General features: G+C 34.5%; 3 protein-coding genes and 1 pseudogene. All 4 read left to right on the top strand.

The genetic code is table 11. The features are described 5' to 3' along the window. The coding region (locus RRY75_RS13975) for a cation:proton antiporter (protein ID WP_332717368.1) at positions 1 to 1,213 on the top strand (1,213 nt) is incomplete at its 5' end. 188 nt (positions 1,214 to 1,401) lie between these two features. Continuing rightward, positions 1,402 to 2,559, top strand: coding sequence for a flagellin lysine-N-methylase (fliB, locus tag RRY75_RS13980; RefSeq protein ID WP_332527862.1), 1,158 nt, complete (start codon positions 1,402 to 1,404; stop codon positions 2,557 to 2,559). A 391-nt stretch (positions 2,560 to 2,950) separates the two neighbouring features. After that, positions 2,951 to 3,222 (top strand): annotated as a pseudogene (locus RRY75_RS13985) (MerR family DNA-binding transcriptional regulator); the annotation flags it as partial. Positions 3,223 to 3,280: 58 nt separating this feature from the next. After that, on the top strand, positions 3,281 to 3,978 hold a 698-nt coding region (locus tag RRY75_RS13990; protein WP_332717373.1), incomplete at its 3' end, for an RNA-guided endonuclease InsQ/TnpB family protein.

Raw genomic sequence — 3,978 nt, forward strand, 5'->3', positions numbered from 1 at the left:
GGGAAATGATATGCTTTCTTATGAATTCTTTTTAGACCTAGCGATTATACTAATTGCCTCAAAATTATTTGGTATTGCATTTAGAAAAATCCATTTACCTCAAGTAGTAGGGATTTTAATCGCTGGGCTTGTAATAGGACCAAATGTGTTAGGGATTGTGAATGAGAGTGACTTTTTAGTTAAGATGGCTGAACTAGGTGTAATTATGCTTATGTTTACAGCTGGGCTTGAAACAGATTTAAAGGAACTTAAACATACAGGTGTGGCCTCCTTGTGCATTGCAGCATTAGGTGTCATTGTACCTTTAGGCGGTGGCTACTTACTTTATTCAGGTTTCCATGGTTTTGCAGCTGTAGGCAGTGAGGCATTCTATAAGGCAATCTTTATAGGAATTATTATTACGGCTACATCTGTAAGTATTACAGTTGAGACATTACGTGAAATGGGGAAATTAAAAGGTAAAGTAGGCACTGCCATTTTAAGTGCGGCTATTGTAGATGATGTAATCGGTATTATCTTATTAACCTTCGTCATTGGACTTAAAAATCCAGCAGCAGAACCTATGAAAGTAGTTTTTAATACAGTGGCTTTCTTTGGGCTAGCAGCTATTGGCGGTATAGCAATCAATTATCTTTTCAAGTATTTTGATAAGAAATATCCTCATAGAAGAAGAATACCTATTTATGGTTTTGTACTTTGTTTAGTACTTGCCTATGTAGCTGAGCATTATTTTGGAATTGCAGATATTACAGGCGCTTTTGTAGCTGGGATTATTCTATGTAACATTCAGTCTTCAGAGTATATTGTGGAAAAGATAGATATTAATTCCTATATGTTATTTAGTCCTATTTTCTTCACAAGCATTGGACTTAAAACAGAAATTACTGGTGTAACGACAATGGTACTCCTGTTCTCAGTAGGGTTTGTAGTCGTTGCACTTTTAACTAAAATAGTAGGATGTGGAATAGGTGCAAAACTGATAGGGTTCTCCAGTCATGAGGCACTTCGCGTAGGTGTAGGGATGATGGCACGAGGAGAAGTTGCGCTTATTGTTGCTCAAAAAGGACTAAGTGCAGGACTGATGGATCCAAGTCTCTTTACTGCAGTTATTTTCCTTGTAATAGTTTCTTCTGTTACAACACCTATTATCTTAAAAATACTTTATAAAAAAGAAGATGCACAAGAACAAACCAATATAGCGTATGCACAATAAGTAAAAGACTCCGATTGGGAGTCTTTTGCTATTTTATAAAGTACCGGCCTAAAAGAAAGTGTCAGCTTCTTTTAGAAGAGTGCTTAGATGAGTGTAGTCACACAAGGTTTTCTAATAATAGAGGGTAGAGATTTCTTGCAAAATCCGATACAATAAGAACATCATGTAATTTTAAGGAGATTCCATTTATGTCAGAACAAAAACAATACAAGCGTGTCGTGCCTTCTTATTTAAAAGATTTCAAATGTATCGGCGGGAAATGTGAAGATACTTGCTGTGCAGGCTGGTGTATAGAAGTAGATGCAGGCACCTACGCTAAATATAAAAAGGTAGAGCATGAAACACTTAAAAATAGAATGAATCAAGATATCGTAGACCGTAAACAAAAAGCAACAGATGCGTTTGCAGCAGAAATTCAACTCAAAAATAATCGTTGTGCTTTTTTAAGTGAAGGTGGCTTATGTGACATTTACAGTGGTTTAGGAGAAGACCACTTAAGTCATACATGTGGTCTATACCCAAGAACTTTAAACAGAATTCATAATACGATAGAGTACTCTATGACTTTCTCTTGTCCAGAGGCGGCACGCCAGATATTACTTCAAAAGGCGCCTATGACATTTAGTGAGTCTGAACAACTTGTTTATGAGGGCATCATCAGTGCCGATGTAGACTTGAACGTGGAAAAACCAAGAGAATGGCAAGACTATTTCTTTATGATTAGAGATAAAGCAATCAGTCTTCTTCAAAATAGAGCTTATGGCTTAGAAGAAAGGCTTACGCATGTAGAGGGACTTATGTTAGGTGTTACAGAGCTTGCACAAAAGGGCAAAGTGAAAGAAGTCCCAAGCTTTATTGAAAAATATACAGGTGAGAAGTTTAAAGGGGAAAGAGAAGTAGATGCAGGTATTCTGATTGAAAGACTCTACTTCCTCCAACAAGATATGGAACTACCATCAGAGCGTTATGAGGCTTGCTTACATCAAATGCTAGAAGGGTTAGGCCTTACAGGAGAGACAACACTTCAACAAGCTTATAAGCTGTATATAAAAGGAGAAAGAGGTTGCTTCAAAGACTTCTTAGAGCAAAAAGGCCATATCTTAGAAAATTACTTAGTGAATTATATTTATGAACGTTGTATACCTCTCGATGGTGCAACACCCATTGAAAGCTATGAGTGGATGTTGTTATATTATACATTAATCAAAGTGCATGTTATTGGGATGGGTATGGCTACTCAAACAGGAAAAAAAGTGATTCAAGAAGAACAAGCGATACAGCTTATTCAATCCTTCACAAAGACCTATGACCATAACGATGGCTACTTAAGTTATTTTGTAGACTAGGATTAGGCTTAAGTTACATTGAATGAGTGCGATTATCATAAAAGGTATAAATAGTCTTAAGAAATAAACAAGTAAATTTACCTATACAAAAAGTGCTATAGAACTAATCGAATTTTAGTTTTATAGCACTTTTATTCATTGCATAAAGGCGTTGTTATATCTTGTAGGAGACTAAACTTGTTGGGGGAGGGGGTGGTGCAGTGTTATTTTATTAAGAATTTAGTAACGGATATTTATTTACTTCGATGTTAAATTATACTATAATCTTATAAAATTATAAAATTAGGAGGTTATGAACAGTTAAGGGTAACTTATAAAAAGTTATAAGTAGGCGTTGAATTTTATAAATTTTGCAATAGAATAATATTAACAAATAAAAGGAGTGGTTAAGATGGGTAAATATTATTCTATTAATGAGTTTTCAAAAATATTGGGTGTATCGCCACAAACATTAAGAAATTGGGATAACAATGGAAAGCTTCACCCCATCACACTTCTAGTAATGGGTATAGATATTATTCTCATGAACAGCTCAATCAAGTAACAGGAGTAAAACCAAACCTTGATAGAAAAGTTATAGGATATTGTAGATTATCAAGCAACAAACAAAAAGATGACCTACAAAGGCAAATTGAGAATATGAAATTATATCTAACTGCACAAGATAAACGTGCAAATAAAGCTAGAAAGTTGGTTAAAGAACTTATAGGCGGTGAAGAAGATGATAAAATCAATAAAAGTAATGTTGGTGCCGAACAACAAACAAAAAACTAAGTTATTCCAATATGCCAATACGGCTAGATTTGCTTATAACTGGGGATTAGCTAGAGAAAATGAAAATCATAAGCTAGGTAATAAATTTCTATCAGACAACGATTTAAGAAAAGAGTTTACCCAGCTAAAGAAAACAGAAGGATATAGGTGGTTAAATGATGTGAGTAATAACGTAACCAAACAAGCTATTAAAGATGCCTGTGATTCTTATAAAAAATTCTTTAAAGGTTATTCACAATATCCTAGATTTAAGAGTAAAAGAAAATCAAAACCTAGCTTTTACCAAGACAACTGCAAGATTAAATTGACAAATACTCATATAAAGGTAGAAGGGTTTTCTTCTAGCAAAAAAAAGAATAAACAAAAGTTGAATTGGATTAGGCTTGCGGAGAGTGGAAGAATCCCAACAGATGTAAAATACTCCAATCCACGTATCTCATTCGATGGTATGAATTGGTGGATTAGTATTGGAATTGAAGATAATTCCGTGATACAAGAGCCTAGTAATAATGGAGTAGGTATTGACCTGGGCGTAAAAGATTTGGCTATATGTAGTGATAGGGATAATCCATACAAAAATATTAACAAAACAAGTAAGATTAAGAAAATAGAAAAGAAAAGACGTAGGTTACAACGCCAAATATC

Source organism: Niameybacter sp., assembly GCF_036655075.1.
Taxonomy (GTDB): domain Bacteria; phylum Bacillota; class Clostridia; order Lachnospirales; family Cellulosilyticaceae; genus Holtiella.

Coding starts and splice junctions, on each gene's coding strand:
- fliB (WP_332527862.1), top strand. CDS start 1,402: ATGTCAGAACAAAAACAATACAAGCGTGTCGTGCCTTCTTATTTAAAA.